At 36.0% G+C, this 25,571-nt stretch carries 25 protein-coding genes and 1 pseudogene; 5 read left to right on the forward strand and 21 right to left on the reverse strand.

Translation table 11 applies throughout. The features are described from left to right. Positions 1-32 precede the first annotated feature (32 nt). The 21 genes and pseudogenes from C3L50_RS12975 to C3L50_RS13075 form a co-directional block, all read right to left on the reverse strand. Positions 33-467: an RrF2 family transcriptional regulator gene (locus tag C3L50_RS12975; protein ID WP_103806605.1), complete on the reverse strand. Its 435-nt coding sequence runs from the start codon at positions 465-467 to the stop codon at positions 33-35. Between the two features lie 82 nt (positions 468-549). After that, positions 550-795 carry a DUF6755 family protein gene (locus C3L50_RS12980; protein WP_103806606.1) on the reverse strand — a complete coding sequence of 82 codons (246 nt, stop codon included), beginning with the start codon at positions 793-795 and terminating at the stop codon, positions 550-552. Positions 796-813: 18 nt separating this feature from the next. Continuing rightward, the gene (locus tag C3L50_RS12985; RefSeq protein WP_103806607.1) at positions 814-1,329 is read right to left on the reverse strand and encodes a Rieske (2Fe-2S) protein; all 516 of its coding nucleotides are present in this window, start codon (positions 1,327-1,329) and stop codon (positions 814-816) included. 55 nt (positions 1,330-1,384) lie between these two features. Beyond that, entirely contained in the window at positions 1,385-1,954 is a 570-nt protein-coding gene (locus C3L50_RS12990; RefSeq protein WP_103806608.1) for a 4Fe-4S dicluster domain-containing protein, read from the reverse strand. A 16-nt stretch (positions 1,955-1,970) separates the two neighbouring features. Continuing rightward, the gene (locus C3L50_RS12995; protein WP_103806609.1) at positions 1,971-4,187 is read right to left on the reverse strand and encodes a molybdopterin oxidoreductase family protein; all 2,217 of its coding nucleotides are present in this window, start codon (positions 4,185-4,187) and stop codon (positions 1,971-1,973) included. 77 nt (positions 4,188-4,264) lie between these two features. After that, positions 4,265-5,314 carry an MFS transporter gene (locus C3L50_RS13000; protein WP_207764335.1) on the reverse strand — a complete coding sequence of 350 codons (1,050 nt, stop codon included), beginning with the start codon at positions 5,312-5,314 and terminating at the stop codon, positions 4,265-4,267. A 166-nt stretch (positions 5,315-5,480) separates the two neighbouring features. Next, entirely contained in the window at positions 5,481-5,945 is a 465-nt protein-coding gene (tnpA, locus tag C3L50_RS13005) for an IS200/IS605 family transposase (RefSeq protein WP_103806719.1), read from the reverse strand. 134 nt (positions 5,946-6,079) lie between these two features. Then, positions 6,080-7,672 carry a NarK/NasA family nitrate transporter gene (locus C3L50_RS13010; RefSeq protein ID WP_103806611.1) on the reverse strand — a complete coding sequence of 531 codons (1,593 nt, stop codon included), beginning with the start codon at positions 7,670-7,672 and terminating at the stop codon, positions 6,080-6,082. A 50-nt stretch (positions 7,673-7,722) separates the two neighbouring features. Then, on the reverse strand, positions 7,723-9,198 hold the full coding sequence (locus C3L50_RS13015) for an MFS transporter (protein ID WP_103806612.1): 1,476 nt from the start codon (positions 9,196-9,198) through the stop codon (positions 7,723-7,725). Between the two features lie 140 nt (positions 9,199-9,338). Then, positions 9,339-10,607, reverse strand: a complete 1,269-nt coding sequence (locus tag C3L50_RS13020) for an alginate export family protein (protein ID WP_103806613.1) — start codon at positions 10,605-10,607, stop codon at positions 9,339-9,341. Between the two features lie 462 nt (positions 10,608-11,069). Further along, on the reverse strand, positions 11,070-11,708 hold the full coding sequence (locus C3L50_RS13025; protein WP_103806614.1) for an SCO family protein: 639 nt from the start codon (positions 11,706-11,708) through the stop codon (positions 11,070-11,072). Between the two features lie 34 nt (positions 11,709-11,742). Continuing rightward, entirely contained in the window at positions 11,743-12,438 is a 696-nt protein-coding gene (locus C3L50_RS13030; protein ID WP_243400381.1) for a formylglycine-generating enzyme family protein, read from the reverse strand. A gap of 96 nt (positions 12,439-12,534) precedes the next feature. Further along, positions 12,535-12,855, reverse strand: a pseudogene (locus C3L50_RS13035) (c-type cytochrome); the annotation flags it as partial. A 100-nt stretch (positions 12,856-12,955) separates the two neighbouring features. Further along, positions 12,956-14,446 carry a copper-containing nitrite reductase gene (nirK, locus tag C3L50_RS13040; protein ID WP_103806617.1) on the reverse strand — a complete coding sequence of 497 codons (1,491 nt, stop codon included), beginning with the start codon at positions 14,444-14,446 and terminating at the stop codon, positions 12,956-12,958. Between the two features lie 122 nt (positions 14,447-14,568). Then, complete coding sequence (locus C3L50_RS16625) at positions 14,569-14,811, reverse strand: cytochrome C oxidase subunit IV family protein (protein ID WP_103806618.1); 243 nt, start codon at positions 14,809-14,811, stop codon at positions 14,569-14,571. A 2-nt stretch (positions 14,812-14,813) separates the two neighbouring features. Further along, positions 14,814-15,395, reverse strand: coding sequence for a cytochrome c oxidase subunit 3 (locus C3L50_RS13050; RefSeq protein ID WP_103806619.1), 582 nt, complete (start codon positions 15,393-15,395; stop codon positions 14,814-14,816). A gap of 7 nt (positions 15,396-15,402) precedes the next feature. After that, positions 15,403-16,368 carry a DUF438 domain-containing protein gene (locus C3L50_RS13055; RefSeq protein WP_103806620.1) on the reverse strand — a complete coding sequence of 322 codons (966 nt, stop codon included), beginning with the start codon at positions 16,366-16,368 and terminating at the stop codon, positions 15,403-15,405. A 100-nt stretch (positions 16,369-16,468) separates the two neighbouring features. After that, a complete protein-coding gene (locus tag C3L50_RS13060; RefSeq protein ID WP_103806621.1) occupies positions 16,469-18,244 on the reverse strand; it encodes a nitric oxide reductase activation protein NorD in 1,776 nt (591 codons plus the stop codon). Positions 18,245-18,313: 69 nt separating this feature from the next. After that, positions 18,314-19,093 carry a CbbQ/NirQ/NorQ/GpvN family protein gene (locus C3L50_RS13065; protein ID WP_103806622.1) on the reverse strand — a complete coding sequence of 260 codons (780 nt, stop codon included), beginning with the start codon at positions 19,091-19,093 and terminating at the stop codon, positions 18,314-18,316. Positions 19,094-19,210: 117 nt separating this feature from the next. Beyond that, positions 19,211-20,548: a cbb3-type cytochrome c oxidase subunit I gene (locus tag C3L50_RS13070; RefSeq protein WP_103806623.1), complete on the reverse strand. Its 1,338-nt coding sequence runs from the start codon at positions 20,546-20,548 to the stop codon at positions 19,211-19,213. Between the two features lie 11 nt (positions 20,549-20,559). Next, positions 20,560-20,994: a c-type cytochrome gene (locus C3L50_RS13075; protein ID WP_103806624.1), complete on the reverse strand. Its 435-nt coding sequence runs from the start codon at positions 20,992-20,994 to the stop codon at positions 20,560-20,562. Between the two features lie 350 nt (positions 20,995-21,344). Between C3L50_RS13075 and ric the strand changes: the two genes are divergently transcribed. The 5 genes from ric to C3L50_RS13095 are packed head-to-tail and all read left to right on the forward strand — an operon-like array spanning position 21,345 to position 25,552. Beyond that, the gene (gene ric, locus C3L50_RS13080; protein ID WP_103806625.1) at positions 21,345-22,076 is read left to right on the forward strand and encodes an iron-sulfur cluster repair di-iron protein; all 732 of its coding nucleotides are present in this window, start codon (positions 21,345-21,347) and stop codon (positions 22,074-22,076) included. Positions 22,077-22,117: 41 nt separating this feature from the next. Continuing rightward, the gene (locus tag C3L50_RS13085) at positions 22,118-24,235 is read left to right on the forward strand and encodes a ribonucleoside triphosphate reductase (protein ID WP_103806626.1); all 2,118 of its coding nucleotides are present in this window, start codon (positions 22,118-22,120) and stop codon (positions 24,233-24,235) included. A 12-nt stretch (positions 24,236-24,247) separates the two neighbouring features. Then, positions 24,248-24,418, forward strand: a complete 171-nt coding sequence (nrdD, locus tag C3L50_RS16630) for an anaerobic ribonucleoside-triphosphate reductase (RefSeq protein WP_108723451.1) — start codon at positions 24,248-24,250, stop codon at positions 24,416-24,418. Continuing rightward, positions 24,375-25,091: an anaerobic ribonucleoside-triphosphate reductase activating protein gene (locus C3L50_RS13090; protein WP_103806627.1), complete on the forward strand. Its 717-nt coding sequence runs from the start codon at positions 24,375-24,377 to the stop codon at positions 25,089-25,091. The genes nrdD and C3L50_RS13090 overlap by 44 nt, the downstream gene beginning before the upstream one ends. Positions 25,092-25,120: 29 nt before the next feature. Then, a complete protein-coding gene (locus C3L50_RS13095) occupies positions 25,121-25,552 on the forward strand; it encodes an RrF2 family transcriptional regulator (protein WP_103806628.1) in 432 nt (143 codons plus the stop codon). Positions 25,553-25,571: the final 19 nt, after the last annotated feature.

Below are 25,571 nucleotides of genomic sequence, written 5' to 3' on the forward strand. Positions count from 1 at the left end.
ACTAATTTGTCCACTATTAAATTAATTTTTTTTTATCGTTTCAAAAAGGTTAACCCCTCTTTAAAGTCCATTGTTAAGGATTTGACTAATGTTGTTTCAAGCATTTCTCTTAGCTCCTCTCTCACAACTTTAAATTGATTGTGTACGGGACAAGGCATTTTCTCGTTACAGTTTTTTAATCCTAAACCGCAACCTTTATAAATAGCATCACCGTCAATAGCGGTTACGACAGTACTTAGTTTTACCTCCTCCAATTCCTGTTGGCTCATAGAAAAACCACCTGTTGGCCCTTTATCTGAATTGATGATAAAGTTTCTAGAAAGTTGTTGCAATATTTTTGAAGTATAAGCCTCAGGTGAATCAATGGCTTTAGCAATATCCTTCAAACTCACCTTTTTATCCAAAAGAGACTGCTCAGCAATAAATATTGAAGCTCTTATACCGTATTCACACGCTTTTGAAAACATTTTTCTTTTATTTGATTACAAAGATAGTAATTAATTTTAATAGTGGACAAAAATATCCACTAATATTTAAAATAAGGTGAAATTATTTTTTATTATTACCCGAAGGCAAATAATATAACCATCCGAAGCCTATTAAAAACAAAATTAAAGAAGCAATAAAGGCTGGTATCAATATTTCGCGGTTGTTTTCTAAAGCGTTGTTCAACGAGGCATACAACAACCAAATCTGGATGGTAACATTCAAAATCAAAATGACTATCAAAGTCGAAAGAATATTGTTCAGCTTATTGGGATTCGCTTGATTTTGACTAGTTCTAAAGGTACTCATAGCTTTTTGTTTTAGTTTTTAAACAGCCTGTTCTTCTTTGTGAGAAGCTTTGACGTAAATATCATTTTCTTTGAAAAAAACTTCCAAACTCGGTAAAGCTCTGGGTGGTGGTCCAGCCAAAACATCTCCTGTTTTAGCATCGAATGAGCCTTCGTGACACGGACAATGAATGATTCCGGTGCCTGGTTTATAAAACACAGAACACGACAAATGAGTGCACTTTTGCTCATAAGCCTTGAATTCCCCACTTTCGAGGTGAATTAAAATATAAGGAATCGTACTTCCTTCAATTACAAAAGCACGGGTTCCTCCTACTGGAACCTCATCTTTTTTGCACACAAAATGCTCTCCTTCTACTTCTTCTTTGGGAATCAAATAGGCTTTCGCGGCTACTAATCCGCTACCTACCATCAATCCACCCGAAACCAAGGTGAGGAATTTGGCAAAATCACGACGGCTTACATTGGTCGCTTGCTGCTTGAGAATTGGAAAGTCTTTCTTCCAGTTTTTATTTAAATTATCTTCTTTTGACATTTCTTTATGTTGTAAAAAGTTTTTGGTTTATAGTTTATGGTACAAGTTGCTGATTCTAATATATAATCAGTTCCGTACTTCCTTTTGGCATCATAATATTGACTTTGGTGTTGACTACTTCTTGCCCAAATATAAAGGTGTTGATTGGCGTACTGTTCGGACGCATTTCTTGGATTTCGGCTCTTGTTCCAAAAAACAAAGCACCGCTTGGGCAAACCGTGGCACACATTGGTTTTTTTCCAACACTTGTTCGGTCAAAACACATTGTACACTTCATCATCAAATCGTATGACTCTTCTTTTTTAGGCACGCCAAACGGACAAGCCATTACACAATTCGAACAACCAATACATCTTTCGGTATTGGCGGTATGCACGATTCCGTTTTCGTCTTTCGATATCGCATCTGCGGGACATACATTCGCACATACAGGGTCGTCACAGTGCATACAAACTTGAACGGTGGTCTGCACAGTCGAAGCTCTATCCACATAATTCACGTGAATTAAGGATTCCTGACCGTTCGTCTCACATTCGGCGCAAGCCATTTCGCAGGCTTTACAGCCAATGCAACGTTGCATATCTACAAAAAATTCCTCGTTTTTATTGAAACTGGTGTAATTCATATTTACTTTTTATAGATTAAACACTTGCATACGCAGTTGATTCTTTGGAAGGTGGCGCAATTTCATTGAGCGGTTCCAAATGACAGGCACAAACTTTGAACTCCGGAATTTTTGAAATTGGGTCTAATGTTCCCGGCGTTAACTGATTGGCCGATTTTTTACCAGACCAGTGGTACGGTATAAAAACAGTATCCTCCCGAATGGTTTCCACAATATTCGCCGGAAAAATTCCTTCTCCACGTCGTGTCGAAACTTTTATTAATTCTCTTTGTTTGATTCCAAATTGTTGTGCCAATTTAGGATGAATTTCCAATAATGGCTCTGGATATTGATCGACTAATTTTCCAATTCTTCGGGTTTGTGTTCCGCTCAAATATTGAGACACCACACGACCTGTTGTCAAAATAACAGGATAATCCACATCGGTTACTTCGCCTGGAAGCTTGTACGGTGCGGGATTAAAATGTGCTTTACCATCAGGTGTTTTAAATTTTTTATCTTCCCATAATCTTGGTGTTCCGGGATGGTCTTCGGTTGGACAAGGCCAAAAGATTCCCATATTATCCTCAATTCGTTTATACGTAATTCCGTTGTAATCTGCCGTTCCTCCTTTGGAAGCGACACGTAATTCATTGAAAATGGCTTCGCTATCCTCATACGTGAATTTGTCTTCAACACCCAAACGTTTTGCTATTTCCAAGATAATAGAAGTGTCCGTTCTGGCATCGCCCGGAGGTGTTACCGCTTGTCGAATGCGAATTACTCTTCCTTCTGCAGACGTGGTGGTTCCTTCCTCCTCTTCCTGCAAAGAACCTGGCAACACAATATCGGCGTGGCGTGCGGTTTCATTCAAGAAAAAGTCAATACAAACATAATATTCCAGTTTTTCCAAGGCTTCGCGAACATAATTGCTGTTCGGTAAAGACACCAATGGATTGAAACAAATCGAAATCAGTCCTTTAATTTCCCCACGATGAATGGCTTCGATAATTTCGTAGGCCGAAAGTCCTTTTCCGGGCATATCTTTCTCGTTGATTCCCCAAACTTCCGAAATATACTTGCGGTGTTCTGGATTCTCGATATCCCTGTTTCCCGGCAATTGATCGCATTTGTGACCGTGTTCTCTACCGCCTTGACCGTTTCCTTGACCGGTAATCGTTCCGTAACCGCAATATGGTCTTCCTATTCTTCCTGTAGCCAGAACCAAGTTGATGCAACCCACAACATTATCCACCCCTTTTGAATGGTGTTCGATTCCACGAGCGTGAAGCAAGAAACTCGTTTTGGCTTTGCCCCATAATTCGGCGGCTTCGCGTATTTTATTTTTGTTAATTCCAGTTACTTCCTCTGCCCATTCTAAGGTGTAATCCTTTACGGCATCAATAGTTTCCTGAAAACCTGAAGTATAATTATCAATAAAATCGTGATCCAACATATCATTGTCCACCAAATATTTCAGCATCGCACCATACAAAGCCGAGTCGGTTCCCGGACGAACATCCAAATGTATGTCGGCAGTTCTCGCCAACGGAATCATCCTTGGATCAATCACTATAATTTTGGCACCGCGGTCACGGGCTTTCCAAATCCAGTGTGTCAATGTTGGGAATGTTTCACTAATATTGGCACCAGCCACAATAATCACTTCGGCATATTCCAAATCCGAATAATTATTTGAAGCTCTGTCTAGTCCAAACGCTTTTTTGTTTCCTGCACCTGCACTCACCATACACAAACGTCCGTTGTAATCCAAATTTTTGGTTTTCAAGGCCACACGGGCAAATTTTCCAACCAAATAACTTTTCTCATTCGTCAATGAAACTCCCGACAACATCGAGAATGCATCATTCCCGTATTTTTCTTGAATGCGTTTAATTTCCGAAACCGTTTTGGACATTGCTTCATCCCAAGAAGTAGGTACAAATCCTTGACCTTCCACTCTTTTCAACGGAGACAAAAGTCGGTCGGGATGGTTGTTTTGCAAATAACGTTGAACTCCTTTTGGACACAATCTCCCTTCATTAAACGGAAATTCCATCCAAGGTTCAAAACCCACTACTTTATTGTCTTTGACCGACAATTGAATGCCACATTGCATTCCGCAAAAACAACAATGTGTTTTTACCAACGCATCAGGTTCATCTCTTCCCGGATAGCCATCTTTCGGACTATAATTTTTGTGAGGTCCGAACTTCGTCACAATATTCTCCTCTGCTACTGGTAATTTTGCCATTTTATATTTTTTACAATTGTCTGTCTTGTATTTTTTCTTACTTCTAAAATCTAACCTCTAATTTCTTACTTACGAAATTATCCAAACAAATTCCCGCCTTCCAATCTCGCTTTCAAATGCGCTTGTGCCAATCGAGATCTTTTTCCTTCAGGACTTAAATCCAAATGTGACGTTCCGTCTTCGTGCGAAAAATCGAAACCCAATTGTTCTGTTACGGTTTTCAAATCCTGAATATGCAATTTTGTGGCAAACTCTTCTCCCGTATGCGGGCAAACCGCCATTCCCATTTTCATTCCTTCTTTCTTGTAAATATGCGCCCCGATTTGGGCAGGTCGTTGAATGATATGAAAGAACTTTCCGAACGGAATCCAAATCAAAAACATAATCACTGTAACGGCGTGTAAAACCGCCAAGAAATCAAACGCAAATCCTTTCATAAATTGGTACGAATAGGTCAACCCCAATCCAGTTACTGAAATGGCAATCAACAAAATAAGCGGTAATAAATCTCCTTCAAAAGATTGTGTGGCAATTAATCCAGGATTAGTCAAACGTCTTCTTAAATAATACAAGGAACCAAAAATAACCAAGTAAGAAGACCAATTCAAAGCGTGAAAAGTCAGAAAAGCAATTATTGAACCCAGTTCAAAATCCATTACTTTAAACCCAAAAAAGTAAGCTTCATAAGTAGAAATGGTGTTGGGAGCCATCGCAAAATGAATCCAACCAAAAGTCAACGGAATCGTAATCAAAAATGCTGAAGTACAACCCACCGCAATCATAAAATGTGCTACCCAACGGTATTTTCCTCTTGGATAAATAAATTTTTGAAACGCAATATTTTCCACAGATTCTTTGGTAGCAAACCAAAAATGCGAAAACACTTTTCCCGTTACCAAATACGTTATTCCTCTCTTGAAATAAATCCAAGTGGGCGGTCTTTGCAACCACACCGAATACCGATATACAATTCCGAAAAAGGCAAATACTGTCCCGAATAAATAAGTTACTAATGCCGCATCAAAATTTTGTAATTTTCTAGAACCAAAAAACACAAGGGCAATCATAAAAATCGAAAGTCCTGTTGCGATTAGTAGCGCTTTGGTGTTATACGTTTTGTTTTTCATAATTTAATATTATTTTTTTACGAAATTCGGCTTCTTCATTTTTGCACTAAATCTTGAAATCATTGAAATTTAGGTTATATCATTTTATATTCTCTGTTCCGCTAGGAACTAAATATTGGTAGAAAAAGAAATCATCGTCTCACCTTTGTCCAGTAGGGACTATACCCTACTCTATTAACTCTTTAAAAATATATCTTTCATCAAAATCGACTTCAAATTTCTCAAGAAACTCTTTGTATTCTTCTAAAAATGTTTTCTTTTTATGATGTTCTTCTTGATTCTGAATATAATTTACAACATTTTGAATCTGAGATCTACTATATGAAAATGCACCATATCCTTCCTGCCATTCAAAATGACATTTTGCAAGTTTATTTTCATTAATCCAAAGCGAAGAACCTTGCTTTACATCTTTCATTAAATCTGAAACAGATTGTACAGGCCTCATCCCAATTAAAATATGAATATGATCTGACATACCATTTATACACATAAGTTTGTGATTATCATTTTGAACAATACCAGTAATGTATTTATACAAATCATCTTTCCATTCTGTATGAATGATTCCTTTTCTGTATTTTACTGCAAAAACAAAATGAATATGAATCTGTGTATAAGTATTAGCCATAATTGTATAGTCCCTACGGGACATTTTTCTTTATTCACATTTTTTTTCTACCAATATACAGTGCCTAACGGCACATAAAAATAAACGTATTATTCTTTTAAAACCTATTTTTAATCGCCTCTGAGAGTGTCGAACTAACTCGGTTTTTCACATCCTTTACGGTTGTAAAACCACCAATTAATAACAGTTGCTAAGATAGTGAAAACAATCAAACCAATAAAAAATTGATTAACCGATCCATTTGCCGTAATGTTATTTCCAATTAATTTTGAAAAGATAAAAGGGCCAAAAGCTGCGATGGCTGCTGTCCAACCAATTACACCTGCCGCTTGTCTTTGATTCTCTGAAAAAATGATTGGAAACTGTCTAAAAGTGCCCGCATTACCAATTCCTGTGAAGAAAAACATCGTCAAAATCACCCCCACAAACAACGGAAACTGATCCATACTGGTTGGAGAAACCAATCCTTGTGTCACTAAAATTATAGCTCCAGTCAAAATTCCGATTCCGGTTATGGTCGTTAAAATTGCTCCACCAATTTTATCGGCTACAAAACCAAAAGCGACTCTGCTGGCAGAACCAATCAATGGGCCATAAAAAGCGTAAACCAATGGATCTGGCGCATTTGGAAAATCGCCATACAAATATTTTATCATCAAAGGAAAAGCTGCCGATAATCCTGCAAAAGTTCCAAAAGTCATCAGATAAGTAATGGTGCAATACCAAGTATGCTTGTTTTTAAAAATATCCATTTGCTCTTTTATCGAAGCTTGCATCGGAATGCTTTTCAAACTAAACCAACTGATAAATGCCAATACCAAAAGAAAACCAATGTACCAAAATGCAGCAGATTGAATATAGATGCTCCTGTTTGTAACCGCCTCATTTTCGGGACTAATTTTGTTTAATATTTTTTCGGCCAATTTAGGGTTTGCATTGGCAATCGCTTTAGATTTCTCATTGAGTGGCAATGCAGAAAAAATTTCGAAATTTTCATTTGATTTCGTTACCGCTTTAACCGAATCTAATACTGGTTTCTTTACAGTAGCCAGAATTTTATTTTGTGATTTTTCATCCAAGGCCGCAAAAACTTCTTTTTGTTTTTGAACTGTTGAATCTTTTAAAACATTCTTTGTTTCCTTAACATCGATGCTTGTAAATACCGAAGTAGTCCCATAAATACTAACACTCAAAATAATCGGGGTAATAAACTGAGCTAAACTAACTCCAAAATTCCCAATTCCCGCTTGGATTCCCAATGCAGTTCCTTTTAATCTTTTTGGAAAAAACAGACTTGTGCTAGGCATAAAGGATGAAAAGTCTCCACCACCAAAACCACTAGTAATAGCCAAAAGAACAAATACCCAAAATGGAGTATTGGTATCCATTACCGCAAACCCAATTCCAATTGCTGGAATTAACTTAAGTAAAGTTGCCACAGTAACTACATGCCTTGTTCCGAAAATAGGCAGAATAAAGGTGTGTATAATTCTTAAAAATCCTGCTGCCAAACCAGGTATAGCCACCAACCAAAAAAGCTGCTCTTTAGAAAAAGGGAAACCTAACCCTGGTAATTTCACTGCTATTACGCTCATCATAAACCAAGAGGCAAAAGACAATATCAATGACAAAGTTGTAATTGCCAATGTCTTCCAAGCAATTTTACTTCCTGTATTTTTCCAAAATTCTTCATCTTCCGGTTCCCATTTGTCTAGCCAAGTTTTCATACTATTTCTGTTTTAATTATTTTTTTATTGATATTGCAATTGATATTGATTTAATGATTGTGTTCGATATCCTTGGTAAAACTCGGTGATTTTACTCTTAAAATTTTTATAATCGTACGGTGCATCCAAAGCAGACAAAGCACGGATATTACAAAAATGAAAATCCAAGAACTCGTCCAAAGACCGCTAGAATTCAGTAAATATCCAAAGATAATTGGTCCCACAAATCCACCTAATCCACCGATTAATCCAACCATTCCACCTACAACTCCCACTTCATTAGGGAAATATTCTGGAATGTGTTTAAATACTGCCGCTTTACCAATTCCCCAAGAAATACCTATTAGAATTACTAGTACCAAATACACCCACATATTGGCTTCGAACTTAATTTGAGTGATTCCTTTGGCAAGCAATTCTTTCTTTTTCACTTCTTGATTTTGTTGTACCACTATTTCTTGCCACGACTCTCTAACGGGAAGCATTGAAGTGGTTTCTTTATCTAAAACTGCTTTTGCATTTAGCTTTTGTGCTTTTCCATCAATTTTTATTTCGGTAGCAGAAATTTCGGTAACCACGCCGTTTTTTGCAGCCAAAACTCCAGGTCCTGTTGTAAACACTTCCATTTTAGGGAACATCAATAAAAAGCTGATAACTATCGAAGAACCCAATACCCAATACATTACTTTTCGTGCACCATATTTATCCGATAAATAGCCTCCAAAAGCTCTAATGACACCCGATGGCAAACTGAACATTGTGGCAAACATTCCTCCCATAACAAGTGAGGTTTGATAGACATTCATAAAGTTTGGCAACAACCATTGCGAATAGGCTACAAAACAACCAAACACTAAGAAATAGTAGGCTCCAAAACGCCAAACCCTAACCGATTTCAGTGGCGTTAAAAGTGTTTTGATATTTTTGGAATCTCCAAGAGGTTTTTTATTTTTAGCAAAAACTATAAAGATAAGACCTATTATGACTAAAACAATGGCATAAGTTATGGGTAACATTTTCCAACCATTAATAGGATCATTTTTAGAGAAACTATTTAATAATGTTGGCGCTACAAAAGTGGTGATGGCAGCTCCTGCATTTCCCATTCCGAAAATCCCCAAAGCTCTTCCTTGCCAATTTTGAGGATACCAAACTGAGGTATATCCTATTCCAACTGCAAAACTGGTTCCTACCAATCCAAAAAGAAAACTCAACACGGCGAAACTCCAAAAAGTATCAGCGAAAGGCAACATAAAAAGGGGAATAGAGCAAAGTAATAACAGAGCCGAAAACACTATTTTACCTCCAAATTTGTCCGTGAAAATCCCTATGGGTAATCTGAAAATAGAACCAGATAAAATTGGAATTCCAAGCAACCATCCTACCTCAACTACAGTCCAATTGAAAATTCCTTTGTCAACCAAAAAAGTGACCAAAACTCCATTCAAAGTCCAACAAGCGAAACAAATAGAAAAAGCTAATGTATTAAGAAATAATATTTTATGGGATTGTGATAAACTACTCATACATGAAATTTTAAATTATATTTTTCTAATGGGACACTAATTTACTTTAAAAAGGGATGAAAATGTCTTTTTTTAAAAACTAAATAAAAAAAGGCTGCAGACCATCCTACCAAAGCCCTTTTCAGTTGAATTAGTACTATTTATTTTTTAGTTGAAAAAATTTGCGGATTGATGTTTACCATCAAATAAGCCCAATTGTTTGTCGTGTCGTTTAATCCTGTTCCTCCTTTTAACGCAACCATGGAATCTGTTGCAAACATTTGTGAATAACCAGCCGTTAGCATAATATCCTTATACAATTTGTAAGATGCAGTCAGATCGATTTCAGTTCCTAGGTAAGATTCTTGTTCTACTCCACCTGAAATGATTTTGTTTGGAGCAGAGAAAAAGTGAGGTGCTAGGGATGCATTTACTTTTTTGATTGGGAAATCCAATTTTAATGAAATATCATTCAAGCCCACAGAATTGGCGTGATTTCCAACATAGAAATAATCCATAAAACCATTGAAAGCGTGGTTCGTACCAAATATTGGAGCAAAAGATTTTACCATTGTAGAAGTAGATCCTTGATCTTTTCCAGATAAAAATTCATAACCTGCTGTAGCTTTAAATTTTGGAGAAAAAATATAGCCTACATTCAAAGCCGCTTCCCAAGCCGAAACAGTGTTGTTTCCTATTTTCCCAGTTTGACCATATAAACTGTAATCAACTCCCAATTTTGCGCCAGCGTATTTACCATAGGTTCCAAAAGTTTGGAAATAGCTTAACCCTACTTCAGTTGGTGTTTTTAAGTACTCTTTACCAACATTCATTGCTAATACACTAACACCAAGATTTTTGACAGTAGTATGATACCAAGCATATTGCATGTCTTTGAATACATCTGTTGAATAGGGTGTTGCTGGAGCTACTTTTGCTTCAGAATCTGCATTGAGAGCAAAACCTAAATCCAATTGGCTTTTTGCCCCTTTGTATTTTATCAAAGCGGCATCAAAACTACGACCTTGATTTGACCAATCCAACCCTCCTATAACCCTTTGATTGTCATAAGATAAAGACTGACGTCCAATTTTGGAACTCCATTTCTCAGTAAAACTATACTCCGCCCAAGCTTCGAATGCGGTTACCCCATTTTTGCTAGACACCGTTGCCGTTGCAGCATCACCCCAAGTGTGCACATTTTGTAATGAAAGTTTAATTTTTAATTTGTTGTCATTATAATTTAAGTTTAATCTGGTACGATTTCCAATAAAAGAAGTATGTTCGGTTGTTGGGGTCAAAAGGGTTCCAAAACCATTAGTATATTCATAACGGGGTCTAAGTTGAATATCGGAATTGAATTCCTGTGAATAAGTACTAAAAGTTATCATTGAGAACAATAACAAATTGATCGATTTTAGGGATTTCATAAATAAAATAGTATTTAAAATTTTCTTCTATAACTACTTTACGCTAATAAATACATAGTAAAATGTCTTCACTATCGTTCGTAATAGTTCTGCAAAAATAAAAGACTTAATTATCCATTATTATGACAAAAGTCATATTTTGATAAAAAAAAGAATAATAAAGCATAACAACTGTCAAAACAATAATCCCCAAAACAAGACTCAAACTAATTCTCCAAAAAGAATTTGCCTTTTTCAGCTCCATAAATTGAAAATCAACCAATAAGAATTTGATTGCCGAAATTCCCATAATTAGAAAAATCAGTTATAACGAATAATTTTTTTATGTTCGGAAAATAAAAATTCAAAAAGGATTGATTTTTGCTGAATAGCAAAAAAAGGTATATTGATGTAGTTTGCAAAAAAATAGCTCCAAAAGGAACCATTTTTATTAAAAGAATTAAACTCAGTATTTGAAAAAAATCAATCCTTTCTAGCTTCTTCGGTAATTTTATTGATTGTTGCATCAGAGTTTACACCCAATCCTTCTTGTTGAAATACCAATTCACCTTCCGTATTAAAAACACTTATAATATTGGAATGCGAGAAATCTATTGGTGAAACTTTTTTATAATTTACAGCCAAAACAGCCGCAAACTCTCGGGTATTTTCTTCGGTTGAACGCAAGAAAACCCATTGATTTCCTTCCATTTTATTTTCGATAGAGAAAGATTTCAATCGCTTGGGAGTGTCAACTTCGGGATCAATACTTACTAAAACGAGTTGAACTTTTTCCTTGATATCTTGAGGCAATCTACTTTCGATATTGCGCATATCGGCCACTAATCTTGGGCAAGCGGATTTGCAAGAAGTGTAAATCATAACCATTACCAGTACTTTTCCTTTCAAATCCTTCATCTCGATATTCTTGCCGTCTTGATTTGTCCATTTTGAAGGCAAATTGTAGATAGACAAATCCGAAATAGGTTTCTCTTTCACTGCCGTTTCTTTTTTGCCACAGCTATAAAACAGTGCAAAAAGCACTAAAAAAGGCAAAACAAATAGCAAATACCTTCTGTTATTTGAACTAATATTCGATTTTTGGGTTATGTCTGATTTCATTTTATTTGTTTTTTAAGTGTTACTTTAAAAGCAATTATTTGTTTTTTGCACATCGAAAACCTAAATTTTTTGTAGTGTAATTTGCTTTCAAACTGCCTCTAAAAGCATAGCGCATAAAAGCAGCATAATTCATCAAATCGGTCGCATTTACTGATCCGCTGCCGCAAAAGAGGTTCTTATCGGTAGCTTTATCTTTTCTAGATTCTCCCGAAAGAAAAATACTATTGAAATCTGATGTCCATTCCCAAACCAATCCGTGCATATCATACACACCCCAATAATTTTTGAAAGTTTGCCCAACAGGATTCAAATAGGTTTTGGGTTTTTCATACCAAGACATAATGTATTTATTGAAATTTTCTTTGGCACGGGCATCGATGCGTTTTTCATCGGCCATAGCCACATATTCCCATTCGTCCATAGTAGGCAATCGTTTTCCTTGACATTCGCAATATTTTTTGGCGGCAAACCAAGAAACATTGGTTACAGGCGCATCATTTAAATTATTTTTGCCAAAATTAAAATCACTTTCCCATTGAATTAAATAACTTTTGTCTGCAAACAATCCTTTTATTTTAGAACGACTGTACGCTGGATTTTTTTTTACAAAGTCCAAATATTGTGCATTGGTAACAGGAAATACATCAATAGAAAACGTATTGACTTTAACCGGTTTTTTGCTAGTAGCTCCATAAAGAGGGACAAAAAATCCCTCTCTTATAGATGCCATTTTTACTTCTTGGGCAAAAAGAGTGCTGCTTATAAAGCATAAAAAACCAGTTATTATTCTTTTTTGTAGCATCATCACACTCTTTTTAAACTGTTTTTATTTTCGTTGGGCTTTTACCATTGCTGGAGTAACTACTTTTTTGCTATTTCCCCAATTAGCATATACATAAGTCAATACATCTGCTATTTCTTGATCATTTAATACTTGGGCAGGCATAGGCGTTGTATATTTTTTTCCATTTACTACAATTGGGGCAGTAGATCCTTTGATTACTTGTTTAATGGCTCGATTTACATCCGCATTCAGATAATCGGATTTTGCCAATGGCGGAAAAGCTCCTGGTATTCCTGCTCCCGTTGGTTGATGACAAGCGATACAGGTTTTTGCATAAACTGCTTTTCCTTTGGCTGCATTTTGGCTGTAGCTACACAAACCTAATCCCATCATTACGATGCTTAAAACATACTTTTTCATTGATTTTTAATTTAAATTTATTGATTTATAACTTGTTTTTATATTAATGTGCAGATACTGGTTTTGGAGCTGGTTTTGCTCTAATTGCTTTTACTTTTGCTGGCGTAATCACAGTTTTGTTATTGCCCCAACTGTTGTACACATAGGTCAAAACATCGGCTACTTCTTCGTCAGTCAAATTTTGACTGGTCATTACATTGTTGAATTTCTTACCATTTACAGTAATTTCGCCACTCAATCCGTGCAATACTGCGCCAATGGCTCTATCCGGATTCGCATTTAAGAAATCGGATTTTGCCAATGGAGGAAACGCATTAGGAACTCCCTGTCCTTCGGGTTGGTGACAAGCAAAACAAGTTCTTCCAAACAATTCTTTCCCTGATTTGATTTGTTCAGGAACTGTTTTGGCAGTAGTACTTTTGGCAGCACCATTTTCTTTTGGCATGTTTTGAATTGTTCCTCCTTCAGGCAAATAAATTCCTTCCTGTGTGGTTCCTGAATATATTTTTTTATTCTCTACTCCTTCTACTTTAAGCATTCCCAAAGCTCCTTTATTGAATGCTCTAAAAATAGAGTGATCGACCAAAATGAAAGTTCCTGGAACATCAACTTTGAACTCAACAATTGCAGAACCTCCTGAGGGAATCAAAGTGGTTTGAACATTTTCATTAATCTTCTCTCCGCCTTCAATATGAACTTTATCAAAAATTTCCCCAATTACATGGAACGAAGAAACCAAATTTGGGCCTCCATTACCAATAAAAATACGTACTGTTTCTCCAACTTTGGCAGTTATGGCATTGTCCCCAGCAACCGCTCCAACTTTTCCGTTGAAAACTACATAATCTGGTTGCTCTTTTATGGCTTTATTCATATCAAACGGTTGAGAACCTTGCTCTCCGTAACTTCCTTTGGTATAAAAATCACCTTGCATAATGTAATATTCTTTGTCCACTGGAGGCAATCCTCCTTCTGGCTCAACCAATATTAAACCATACATTCCGTTGGCAATGTGCATTCCGACAGGTGCTGTAGCACAATGATAGACATACAAACCAGGGTTTAAAGTTTTAAAATTAAACACCTTTTCGTGTCCAGGAGCGACCAAAGAAGATGTTGCTCCTCCGCCTGGTCCAGTAACTGCATGCAAATCGATATTGTGCGGCATTTTGTTGTCAGGATGATTTTTTAAATGAAATTCAACCTCATCGCCTACTCTAGTTCTGATAAAACTACCTGGCACAGACCCTCCAAATGTCCAATAGTTGTATTTTACTCCATCAACCATCTCGCCTTCTATTTCTTTGATTTCCATGTTTACCACTAATTTTGTCGCTGCACGATCTCCTACTGGTTTCGGAACAAATGGTGGGGCAGTTAGTTCAGCCTCTTTTTGACCTTCGACTGTAATGTTTTCGTAATATTCAGCGTTATGCTTTTCATCTTTTTTATCGCAAGACAAAAAACTCGCGGATGCTATTAAAGCAAAAGCAATTACTTTGCAAGAATTAGTAAAATAAAATGGTTGTTTCATGATTTTTAGTTAAAAGAAATTTATATAAATGATTGTTAAAATTTTTATTATTACAAAATTAAAATATGAGTTTTTTATAAAAAATGATATTTATCATTTTTTATAACTTTTTGTTAATATTTTCACTTCAAACATACAATCAAAATTATAAGTAATCCTAAAGTTAGTATCAAACTAACTTTCCAAAAAGAATTCGCTTTTTTTAATTCCATAAATTGGAACGCAACCAACAAAAATTTGATTGCCGAAATCCCCATAATTAGAAAAACAAACCCTTTAGAAATTGTGCCCGAAGAAGCTATTAATGCAGTCGATACCGTAAGAAGCAACAGTAAAAAGTAGGTGAAAATGAAAGATTTTTTCATTGTTAGAAAATTAAATATAAAACGGGGAACAGCAACAGCCAAATCAAGTCGCACATATGCCAAAATGCGGCACAAGCCTCGACATCTTCGACAGAAGTGTCAGAATTTTGCTGGGTCATTCCTTTGTTAGTCCAAGCCAAAATCACCAATCCCACCAAAACGTGAATCAGGTGAAATGCGGTTAGCATCCAATAAAAACTGAAAAACATATTGGTTTCTAATGAAATTCCAGCTTCGATTTTGTGATAATATTCAATGCTTTTTAAAACAATGAATAACAATCCTCCTAACATCGCCAATTTGAAATAGAAAGACGATTTTTGAATATTTTTTTCCTTGAATTCGTGAACCGCAGCCGCCATAAACAATCCGCTAGTCAACAGAAAAACGGTGTTTATCGCTCCAAATGCGGTATTGAGTTGCAACCTAGATTGATGAAACAATTCGGGTTCTTGATTGCCGTAATACACGAAAGCCACAAGCGCCATCCCGAAAGTGAACAGTTCCAAGAAAATAATAATCCACATCAAAATTCCTCCCGGGGGATAGTAGATGCTTTTGTAATTGATTTTTAATGTGTTCATTTTTTGTTTATTCCCAATCCAACAATCGTTGTTCGCCTTCAATTTTCTTGATATCCGTGATGTCTTGCGATAGTTCTATCACGCCTTTATAATTTTTATCGGCATCGCGAACAGCAAAATAGCGGATGTAAATCAGTCTCTCCTTGAAATTAATCCAGAATGAAGCTTCGTTTTGAGTGCCGTTTTTAAAACTTTCAATGATTTTGAGAACCGTTCCAACACTTTTTGGCGGATGACAAAACTTCACTTCACGACCAATGATTCCAGCACTTCTAGGAAAAACTCGTTCTTCACCTCGATTGTAAAAAATCACTTTGTCGTTTTCATCCACAAAAGTTAAATCCAAAGGCATCGTTTTCAAAAGCAGATTCACTTGCTCCACCGTCATATAGCCTTCATCATAATGCGAAGTGTTTTCGAGGGAAAATGTCATTTCTCTTTTGGTAAAATCCTCGCTTGGGTGAATGTATTCCACGGCTGGGAAAGGCGCTGGAGTTTCCGCCAACATCCAACCTATTTCTTCTTCGCCTTTGCGCATCGAAATCCAGTCTTCTTCGGCAAGTAATTCCAAAGCATTGGGAAACAAAACATTTTCTTCGACTCCCATCAATCGATAAATACCTTCGACCAAAAATGGGGTGTTCGTTTTTATTTTGTCATACGCTGCGGCATCCATATTCTTGCGCAACAATCTAAATTGCTCTCTCAAATTATCGTGAAACGACCACATTCCTTGTGATGGGCCATTCCATCCTTTTTTTTCCAAAAAGGGAAAAAGTTGGTTTTCTTTTCGGGCAAATCGCTTTTCGATGGTTTGCAATTGGTTGAAAATATTCGTGTATTTCTGAAATTCCTCTTTTGGATCTACCGTTGCTATTTCCTCTAAAAGCCCAACTATTATTTCTCTTTCCTGGTAGTAAATACTCACCGGATGTCCTTCGGGAAGTGCTGTTGTATTTGCTTTATCGTACATTTTGTGTTTATTTTAGTTTTTTGAACCATTAAAAGTTTAAAGAATTTAGATTTCTGTGTCGTTCTTAATGAAACTTAATATCTTAATGGTTTAGAATAATTTATTTTTGATGTTTAATTTTCTCATATAATTTCACTAACGACTGCAACAATTCGACTGGTGTTGTCAGGATTTGATAGTGATTTTGCCCGAACATTTGAGGCAAATAATATTTGGCTTCTGCTTCAATAGCCAATGCGTAGGAATTGATATTTCTTCCGTTGAGTTCCCGAAGTGCCTGTTTCACGTCGTTTATGCCGTACTTGCCTTCGTATTTGTCATAATCGTTGGGTTTTCCGTCCGAAATCAGGATAACCCATTTGTTTTTAGTACTTCTTTTGTCCAATCTTGCTCCTGCGTGACGCAAAGCAGCTCCAATTCTGGTGTAGCCATTGGGTTCCACTGCTCCTATTTTATGCTTGGCAATAGACCAACTTTCGTCAAAATCTTTCAAGGTTAAATACGTAGAAAAATTTCTCGTTTTCGAATAAAAACTATCAATCGAAAAATCGATATTGAATTCATTCAAAATTTCTCCAAAGAGAATCGAAACGTCTTTTTCTACATCAATCACTCGGTTTCCAGCGGCATATCCATCACTGGAAAGACTAATGTCCAACAGAATTAAAATGGATAAATCTTTTTCTTTTTTTCGATTCGAAACATATATTTTTTCCGAAGGCGTACGTTGCGAATGCACATCGACATACAAATCCGTGATGGCGTCAATATCGAACTCATCGCCTTGTGTTTGGCGTCTTTGCTGTTGCATTTTGTTGTTTACATTGGTCAACATTTTGCGCAAACCCATCAGCGTTGAAGCATTTTTGGTTATCGTGTTTTTATAATAATTACTGTCTGTTTTTTGTTGTGATTTGGGATACACTTTACAAAAATTCTCTTTGTAAACTCGCTTGCTAAAATCCCATTCGTCATAAGTCAAATGAAACCCTTTGTCATCCAGTTCGGCACTTTCTGAAATGCTTGTATTTTCGATAAAATCGGCTTGATAAACCGAATGCGAAGTGTCATCGACCCGAACGGTGAATTTCATATTCAATGCTTCCAATGCTTCCTGATGGTCTTCAAGTTCGTCCGAACCATCAAAATCGCGCCAAGTTCCGTTGAACTCTTCGGCGGTTTCCGCTTTTTCGAAATTGTGCAACAAGACATAATCTTCCTGTTGTTTTTTATCTAATTCAACCGTAATCACTTCTTCCACTGCTTTTGCTTTTAGAGTGGTCAAAGCTTTATTTTCATTGACTTTTTTGGTTTTATCCGAGAAATTTTGAAGAACCGAATCTGTTTTTTGCTCTGTTTCATTTCGCATCCATTTTCCGTAAATCCACGAATAGTCAACGCCGATTTTTGAATCAATTTTTTGTTCAAAATGCCGTTTTGCTTTGTTGTAAATTTCTTTTGTAATCGGAAATTCTTCGAATAAAACAGATAAAATTTGATGGGATGTTTCTTCAGCTTTTTGCTGCGAAAGAGATAATGATTGCTCTGTTTCTGATGCTTTCCAATTCAAATCCAAACGTTGCTGAATAATTAAATATAAAATCCTGAAAAGGTAAAATTTTCGATTTTCTTCAATAGTTGAAAATTCGGCAAAGGAAATGGGAAGGAAAAAATTATTGTTTTTATAACCACCTTCTCGTTCTGCTGGGAAAATTTCGATAGGTTTTCCTGTAAATGCTCGTGCCAAAATAGTCAATCGTGGCTTAAGGTCATTCAAAGAAATAGTTCTGGCACTTATTTCAGGATTTATTTTTTTAATCCTTTTTAAATGCTTGAAAAATTTTCCAACTATATATTCATCAATTTCGAAACCCATTTTTAAAAAGTTTGTGGTTTTTAGTTTATGGTTTGTGGTTCTTAAAACAACAAACTATAAACACTTTTACTATATCATCAAATTACACAAATCTTTCAGTGCTTCCACGGTTTGCAAATCATCGGTCAAAGGTTCTACGATGGCGACGTGAACGGACAATCTTTTGGGTAATCCACTGTGAATTATTTTCGCAGCATCGACCAAAAGTCGTGTCGAAACCGTTTCGGTCAACCCTAATTCGGTCAAGTTTCTGATTTTGTTACCAATGGCAACCAGTTTTTTGGCAGTGTCTTGGTCAATATTGGTTTCATTAATCAAAATTTCAATCTCAATTTTTGGTTCGGGATAATCAAAAGAAACCGCAATAAATCGTTGCCGCGTTGAAGGTTTCAATTCCTTAAAACCTCTTTGGTAGCCCGGATTAAAGGAAGCAACCAACATAAAATCGTCGTGGGCTTTTACCGTTTCGCCTAATTTGTCGATGAAAAGTTCGCGTCTGTGATCCGTCAAGGAGTGAATGGCAACAATTACATCAGGACGCGCTTCGGCAATTTCATCTAAATAAATAATGGCACCTTCTTTTACCGCAGTTGTCAATGGCCCGTCGAGCCAAATCGTTTCAGCACCTTTGATGATGAATCGTCCAATCAAATCGGTCGATGACGTTTCTTCGTGACAGCTAATGGTGATAATATTTTTATTCAATTGGTGCGCCATATATTCAACAAAACGAGATTTTCCAGTACCTGTTGGGCCTTTTAACAGAAAAGGGATTTTGTTTTTATACGCTTGGTTAAAGACTTCAATTTCTTTTCCCACAGCGTGATAATAAGGTGTGTTTTCTAACATTTTATTTTATTTTAAAAAAACCAGAACCCATTAACCGTCTTTTCTTTGGAAATGCATTTCTAAAAAGGGAAATTAAAGGATTCTGGCGGGCAATTATTGAATTAATTAATGTCTGTTTTATTGGTTTTCATCCAAAGCTTCGTCTGTAGGTCGGCCGTATTTTATGAAATCGTAGATGAACATACTAATTCCCACTGTAAACAAGGTGGCACAAATAAGAAGCACCACAAAGTGAACGGCAATTTCATTTTGAACATCACCATACTCCATTTTCATTTTTCGTTCCAAATATACTTGGGCAACACCAGCAACACCAAAGGCTACCGTCATTCCCAAAATTCCAATATTGGACAACCAAAAAGCCAAATGACCTTGGGTACTATCGTAACGTTTTCGACCCGTTAGATTAGGAAGCGCATAACTAATTATGGCAAAAACGATCATTGCATAAGCACCCCAAAATGCGTAGTGACCGTGCATTGCCGTTACCAAGGTTCCGTGTGTGTAAATATTTACTTGTGGCAACGTGTGTGCAAAACCAAGTAATCCAGCTCCAATAAAAGAAACGATAGCTGAACCAATAGTCCAAAATAAAGCGATTTTGTTGGGATGACTTTTTTCGCCTTTTCGATACATATTCACGGCAAACAATGCCATTGCCAAGAAAGCCAAAGGTTCCAAAGCAGAGAAAATACCACCCACAATCAACCAAATTTTATTTACACCTATATAATAATAGTGATGCCCTGTTCCCAAAACTCCCGAAAGGAAGGTTAATCCAACGATGACATACAACCATTTTTCGATCACTTCTCTGTCGACTCCCGTCAATTTGATTAACAAGAACGAAAGAATTCCTCCCATAATCAATTCCCAAACACCTTCAACCCACAAGTGAACTACCCACCAACGGAAGAAGGAATCCATAACCTGACTGTCAAACCAAATCATTCCGGGTAAATAAAGTAATGCTGCAAACAACAATCCCATTGACAACACCAAAGCTGTCGTGGTTTGACGTTTTCCTTTGAATAGCGTTCCTAGAATTAACCCAAGAAAAAGCAATACATTTATTACTACTAAAAAGTCTAATTCTCTTGGGATTTCAAGAAATTTTCTTCCTTCCCAATGGTTTAGGTGAAAACCGACAACGGCTACAACACCAACAACCGCCAAGGAAATAAGCTGAACATAAGCCCATTTTACGCTAATTAATTCGCGTTGCGCTTCTTCGGGAATGATGTAATAAGCTGCTCCCATAAAACCAGTTAACAACCAAACAACTAATAAATTGGTATGCACCGCACGGGCGACATTAAAAGGAATAATTTCGTGCAATCCTTGAATTCCGATACGGTCGAAGCCCATAATAAAGCCGTAGATAATTTGCAAGGAGAACAAAAGCATACACAATGCAAAAAACCAATAGGCTACTTTTTGTGATTTATATTTCATAATACGATAATTTAATTTTTAACTTTAGATAAAGGAGAAACCACTCGATCGAAACCATTTAAGTCGATTTTGCCAATCCATTTGAAGTAAGCAACAACGGCATCAGCGTCGGCTTCGTTCATTCCGTAAGCCACCATTTTTCGTCCACGAGGTTGCCAAGGTTGTTTAGACATCAATACAATTTTTACATAAGCATCACCTCGACGGTCGATGACTTTGGTTAATTCCGGAGCATAATACCCTCCTTCTCCTAGGATGGTATGACAACCCATACAATTGTTGGATTCCCAGATTTCTTTTCCTCTCACAACATTCTTGTCGATTGAAGCGTAATTGGTTTGATCATTACTGGGCATAAACGAATAAATAGTCAACCCTATAAAAATTAAAAAGGTGACTAATGTTCCTCCCAGAAAAAATGCTCTTGCTTGTGATTTTGAAAGCATAATTATCAGTTTTTTGTTAGTTAATAAATTTACTTATTTAAATAGCGGACAAAATCATCCATTATTTATTTTATGCAAAGTAAGTATCGAAATATTTTGCGTCTTATGATTCCAATCATATTTATTGAGAATTTTATTTAGATAAAATTTTCAATAAAAAAATTTGAAAATTGATGCGGAGTAGGATTTAATTTTATCAACCTTGTGTTAATAAAAAAATGATAAATAAAAAGAAATATGATTTAAATCATATGAAATAATGCTTTTAATCTGTAACATTATAGTCGAAAAAAAGAGGTTATTTTTTTTCCTAATCCATTGAAATTAAATCCTCTATTAAATAAAAAATCATGAGTTTACAAGAAATAACTACTATTGGAGACTTTGTCGCCAAGGATTTTAGAACAGCTTCAATATTTACAAAATATGGAATTGATTTTTGCTGCAAAGGTCAAAAAACTATCGATGAAGTTTGCAAAAAAAAGGGAATAAATGAAGCTGTTTTATTAGATGAATTGAACGCAGTTTTTGCTAGTAAAAACGAATCAGGAATAGATTTTAACTCCTGGCCTTTAGATTTATTAGTAGATTATATAGAGAAAACGCATCACCGTTTTGTTGAAGAAAAAACCCAAGATTTGATTCCTTTTTTAGATAAATTATGCAATGTTCACGGAAGCAATCATCCCGAGTTATTAGAAATAAATGAACTCTTCAAAAGTAGTGCACATGAATTAGCATTACACATGAAAAAAGAAGAATTGATTTTGTTTCCCTTCGTAAAAGAAATGATAAATGGTACAAAAAATCATGGTTCTGTCTCCCAGCCTCAATTTGGAACAATAAAAAACCCAATCGCTGCTATGATGCAAGAACACGATTTTGAAGGCGAACGTTTTAGAAGAATTGCTGTCTTGACCAATAATTACACCCCACCAGAAGATGCTTGCAACACCTACCGTGTAACCTATGCTTTACTACAAGAATTTGAACAAGATTTACACAAACACATTCATTTAGAAAACAATATCCTGTTTCCAAAAGCCAAAGCTTTAGAAAAATTTTTCTCTACCGAAGAATAAAACAACAACCCAACCTATAACCAAAAAAATCAGTAATTACTATGGAAAAGTACGTTATCAAAAGGAACGGAGATTACAAACCGTTTGAAAGCTTCAAAATTGAAGATGCCATCGCAAAAAGTTTTAAAAGTGCTACCGTAGCATTTGATGAAAGTGTTTTTGAAAATGTAATCAAAGGATTGCAATACAAAGAAACTTGGGCAGTCGAAGAAATTCAGGATTTAATTGAGAAGTGCCTTTTTGAGAAACAGTATTTCGAAGTAATGCGCTCCTTTATGTTGTACCGTCACACCCGAAAATTACAACGGGAACACGTTGAAGGTCTCAATGAAGACACAACTTATGTTGACAGTTCACAAACTATCGCCGAATATATTGAGCAAACGGATTGGCGCATCAATGCAAATGCAAACACCTCTTATTCTAATGCGGGTTTGGTAAATAATGTAGCGGGAAAAATCATTGCCAATTATTGGTTAGACAAAGTATATACCAAAGAAGAGGGTTATGCTCATAGAAATGGCGATGTTCACATTCACGATTTAGATTGTTTGACGGGATATTGCGCAGGTTGGAGTTTACGAGTTTTGCTTAACGAAGGTTTCAACGGAGTTCGGGGTCGTGTCGAAAGCAAAGCACCTTCACATTTTAGAGAAGCCTTAGGACAAATGGCGAATTTTATGGGAATTTTGCAAAGCGAATGGGCTGGTGCTCAGGCATTCAGTTCGTTTGATACTTATTTAGCTCCTTATGTTTTCAAGGACGATTTATCTTTTGATGATGTGTTGAAAGCCATTCGTAGTTTTGTCTATAATTTGAATGTTCCGGCACGTTGGGGACAATCACCTTTTACCAATATCACTTTGGATTGGGTTGTTCCAGAAGATTTAAAAACTCAAATTCCAACAAAAAACGACTTCCATTTTTTCGAAAATAATTTCAATCATGATCTTTTGGTAAGAGCGCAAGAACGTGGCGTTACTAAAGTTACGGATTTACGTTATGAGCATTTTCAAAAGGAAATGAACCTCATCAACAAAGCGTATTATACCGTAATGACCGAAGGCGATGCTAACGGACAACCTTTCACTTTTCCAATTCCAACGGTAAATATCACCGAAGAATTTGATTGGGATGGCGAAAATACCGATTTACTTTTCGAAAATACCGCAAAAATTGGTTCGTCCTACTTTCAAAATTTCATCGGAAGCCAATACAAATTAGATGAAAATGGAGATAAAGTCGAAAATGAAAACGCCTATAAACCCAATGCTGTTCGCAGTATGTGTTGTCGTTTGCAACTCGATTTGCGTGAATTATTAAAACGCGGAAATGGTCTTTTTGGAAGTGCCGAAATGACTGGAAGTATTGGTGTTGTAACCATAAATATGGCACGATTGGGGTATTTGTACAGAGGAAACAAAGTCGAATTATTCAAACAATTAGACAAATTATTATACATTTCCAAATCGACTTTAGAGAAAAAACGTGTGTTCATTCAAGAAATGTACGATCGCGGACTATATCCTTATACCAAACGTTATTTGAAACATTTTAGAAATCACTTTTCAACCATTGGTGTTAACGGAATCAACGAAATGATTGTCAATTTTACTGGAAAACAAGACACCGTAACATCGACAACAGGAATTGATTTTGCATCAGAAATTTTGGATCATATTCGCAATCGAATGAAAGAATTTCAGGAAGAAACAGGCAATTTATACAACCTTGAAGCCACACCCGCCGAAGGAACAACTTATCGTTTTGCCAAAGAAGACAAAAAACGTTTTCCAAATATTATTCAAGCTGGGCAAAACGAAAATATTTATTACACTAACAGTTCACAAATTCCAGCAGATCATACTGACGATCCTTTTGAAGCTTTGCTTTTGCAAGATGAATTACAATGCAAATATACAGGAGGAACCGTCTTGCACTTGTATATGAGCGAAAAAATGAGTTCGCCCGAAGCTTGTAAACAGTTTGTCAAAAAAGTAGTTTCAAGCTTTAGATTGCCATATATCACAGTGACTCCTGTATTTAGCGTTTGTCCTGTTCACGGCTATTTGAATGGAGAACACGAATATTGCCCAAAATGTGATGATGCCCTAATTCAATATGACACCTTAAAAAAAGAAAAATCAAAACAACATTAAACCCAAAAACATATGAAAACAGAAACAAAAACCAATCCTATTTTAGAAGAAAATCAGCATTTGAGAACCAAATGTTTGGTTTACACACGCGTAATGGGCTATCACAGACCCGTAGAAAGTTTTAATATTGGCAAAAAAGGTGAACACAAACAACGAACTCATTTTACCGAAGGTAAGTGTTAGTACTCCTATTTACAGCTTAACATCTTTCACCTTATTAGATTATCCTCATAAATCGGCCTGCATTCTTTGGTTTGCAGGCTGCAATATGCGGTGTTTGTATTGCTATAATCCAGAAATTGTACTCGGAAAAGGAAGTCTTTCTTTCGAAAAAATACTTTCGTTCCTGCACACCAGAAAAAATTTATTAGACGCCGTTGTTTTCAGTGGAGGCGAATGTTTATTGCATAAAAAAATCATTTCCTTTATTACAGAAGTCAAAAAAATGGGTTTTTTGGTTAAAATCGACACCAATGGAAGTTCGCCCGAAGTTATGCAAGAACTGCTAAGCAAAAACCGTATTGATTACATCGCTTTAGATTTTAAGGCACCAAAATCAAAATTTAAAGCCATTACCAAATCTAATTTGTATGATACTTTCGAAAAAACATTTGACTTAATTCTACAAGCCAAAATTCCTTTTGAAGTCAGAACAACCTATCATTCAGAATTGCTGTTAGAGGAAGATTTAAAGGAAATGATTCGTTTTTTGGAAAGCAAAAACTATTCTGGCAATTATTATATTCAATACTTCAAAAACGATGTTGAAACACTTTCAAAATTGGAACGATCGAACAACAGAATTGATGCCGAAAAATTATCAACCAATACGATACAAATTGTTCTAAGAGAATAAAGTATTTAAATTAATTTAATACAAAAATTATGTTTTCAAAAACCTGTGAATACGCCATTCGTGCTTCTATTTTTATAGCCGCACAATCCTATCAAGACAAAAGAGTTACGATAAAAGACATTGCCGAAAATATCGATTCGCCAAAGTCTTTCACAGCAAAAATCTTGCAGATTTTGGCCAAAAAAGAAATTGTTCACTCTATCAAAGGAATTGGTGGCGGTTTTGAAATTCCAAAAGAAAATATCAAAAGAATCAATCTTGCTCAAATTGTAATTGCCATTGATGGGGATTCTATTTTTAAAAGTTGTGGGTTAAGTGTAAATCATTGTTGTGATCAACATCCTTGTCCTCTTAACAAAAAATTCAAGAGTATTAGAAATGATTTAGCCAAAATGCTCGATAGCACTTGCCTCGAAGAACTTGTGCTTGATGTGAATTCAGGCGAATCTTTTTTGATTTAAATCAAGTTTATAAACGAAA

The organism is Flavobacterium alvei (assembly GCF_002920895.1).
GTDB lineage: Bacteria > Bacteroidota > Bacteroidia > Flavobacteriales > Flavobacteriaceae > Flavobacterium > Flavobacterium alvei.

What these genes read in the sequence shown, in the direction of transcription:
- C3L50_RS12975 (WP_103806605.1), bottom strand. Translation starts at nt 467, where the DNA reads ATGTTTTCAAAAGCGTGTGAATACGGTATAAGAGCTTCAATATTTATT.
- C3L50_RS12980 (WP_103806606.1), bottom strand. Translation starts at nt 795, where the DNA reads ATGAGTACCTTTAGAACTAGTCAAAATCAAGCGAATCCCAATAAGCTG.
- C3L50_RS12985 (WP_103806607.1), bottom strand. Translation starts at nt 1,329, where the DNA reads ATGTCAAAAGAAGATAATTTAAATAAAAACTGGAAGAAAGACTTTCCA.
- C3L50_RS12990 (WP_103806608.1), bottom strand. Translation starts at nt 1,954, where the DNA reads ATGAATTACACCAGTTTCAATAAAAACGAGGAATTTTTTGTAGATATG.
- C3L50_RS12995 (WP_103806609.1), bottom strand. Translation starts at nt 4,187, where the DNA reads ATGGCAAAATTACCAGTAGCAGAGGAGAATATTGTGACGAAGTTCGGA.
- C3L50_RS13000 (WP_207764335.1), bottom strand. Translation starts at nt 5,314, where the DNA reads ATGAAAAACAAAACGTATAACACCAAAGCGCTACTAATCGCAACAGGA.
- tnpA (WP_103806719.1), bottom strand. Translation starts at nt 5,945, where the DNA reads ATGGCTAATACTTATACACAGATTCATATTCATTTTGTTTTTGCAGTA.
- C3L50_RS13010 (WP_103806611.1), bottom strand. Translation starts at nt 7,672, where the DNA reads ATGAAAACTTGGCTAGACAAATGGGAACCGGAAGATGAAGAATTTTGG.
- C3L50_RS13015 (WP_103806612.1), bottom strand. Translation starts at nt 9,198, where the DNA reads ATGAGTAGTTTATCACAATCCCATAAAATATTATTTCTTAATACATTA.
- C3L50_RS13020 (WP_103806613.1), bottom strand. Translation starts at nt 10,607, where the DNA reads ATGAAATCCCTAAAATCGATCAATTTGTTATTGTTCTCAATGATAACT.
- C3L50_RS13025 (WP_103806614.1), bottom strand. Translation starts at nt 11,708, where the DNA reads ATGAAATCAGACATAACCCAAAAATCGAATATTAGTTCAAATAACAGA.
- C3L50_RS13030 (WP_243400381.1), bottom strand. Translation starts at nt 12,438, where the DNA reads ATGGCATCTATAAGAGAGGGATTTTTTGTCCCTCTTTATGGAGCTACT.
- nirK (WP_103806617.1), bottom strand. Translation starts at nt 14,446, where the DNA reads ATGAAACAACCATTTTATTTTACTAATTCTTGCAAAGTAATTGCTTTT.
- C3L50_RS16625 (WP_103806618.1), bottom strand. Translation starts at nt 14,811, where the DNA reads ATGAAAAAATCTTTCATTTTCACCTACTTTTTACTGTTGCTTCTTACG.
- C3L50_RS13050 (WP_103806619.1), bottom strand. Translation starts at nt 15,395, where the DNA reads ATGAACACATTAAAAATCAATTACAAAAGCATCTACTATCCCCCGGGA.
- C3L50_RS13055 (WP_103806620.1), bottom strand. Translation starts at nt 16,368, where the DNA reads ATGTACGATAAAGCAAATACAACAGCACTTCCCGAAGGACATCCGGTG.
- C3L50_RS13060 (WP_103806621.1), bottom strand. Translation starts at nt 18,244, where the DNA reads ATGGGTTTCGAAATTGATGAATATATAGTTGGAAAATTTTTCAAGCAT.
- C3L50_RS13065 (WP_103806622.1), bottom strand. Translation starts at nt 19,093, where the DNA reads ATGTTAGAAAACACACCTTATTATCACGCTGTGGGAAAAGAAATTGAA.
- C3L50_RS13070 (WP_103806623.1), bottom strand. Translation starts at nt 20,548, where the DNA reads ATGAAATATAAATCACAAAAAGTAGCCTATTGGTTTTTTGCATTGTGT.
- C3L50_RS13075 (WP_103806624.1), bottom strand. Translation starts at nt 20,994, where the DNA reads ATGCTTTCAAAATCACAAGCAAGAGCATTTTTTCTGGGAGGAACATTA.
- ric (WP_103806625.1), top strand. Translation starts at nt 21,345, where the DNA reads ATGAGTTTACAAGAAATAACTACTATTGGAGACTTTGTCGCCAAGGAT.
- C3L50_RS13085 (WP_103806626.1), top strand. Translation starts at nt 22,118, where the DNA reads ATGGAAAAGTACGTTATCAAAAGGAACGGAGATTACAAACCGTTTGAA.
- nrdD (WP_108723451.1), top strand. Translation starts at nt 24,248, where the DNA reads ATGAAAACAGAAACAAAAACCAATCCTATTTTAGAAGAAAATCAGCAT.
- C3L50_RS13095 (WP_103806628.1), top strand. Translation starts at nt 25,121, where the DNA reads ATGTTTTCAAAAACCTGTGAATACGCCATTCGTGCTTCTATTTTTATA.